Source organism: Candidatus Skiveiella danica (assembly GCF_022705245.1).
Taxonomy (GTDB): Bacteria; Pseudomonadota; Gammaproteobacteria; order Burkholderiales; family Burkholderiaceae_C; genus Skiveiella; species Skiveiella danica.
The window spans coordinates 1-256 of the sequence record NZ_JAKJEW010000132.1 but is presented as its reverse complement, the minus strand read 5'-3'; the positions used below and the strand labels follow the sequence as shown (position 1 = coordinate 256).

At 55.5% G+C, this 256-nt stretch carries 1 protein-coding gene; it reads left to right on the top strand.

From position 1 onward, the window contains the following. Nucleotides 1-93 precede the first annotated feature (93 nt). Nucleotides 94-256: VOC family protein (locus tag ACMUOY_RS20485; RefSeq protein WP_413894559.1), on the top strand; the 163-nt coding region annotated here is incomplete at its 3' end.

Sequence of the window (256 nt, the reverse complement as noted above, 5' to 3'; positions counted from 1 at the left end):
CTGATGAAGAATGACGTACGCCACTGTCATCCCGGCCGCAGGCGCGGATCGCGCTTTGCACGTCCGAGATGATGGAAAATTGGAGATGCAGTAATGGCTATAACCAACGGCATCCATCACGTCGCCTACCGCTGCAAGGACGCCAAGCAGACGGTGGAATTTTATCGCGACGTATTTGAGATGGAGTACACGACCGCCTTCGCCGAGGACCACGTGCCGTCCACAGGCGAATACGATCCGTACATGCATATCTTCC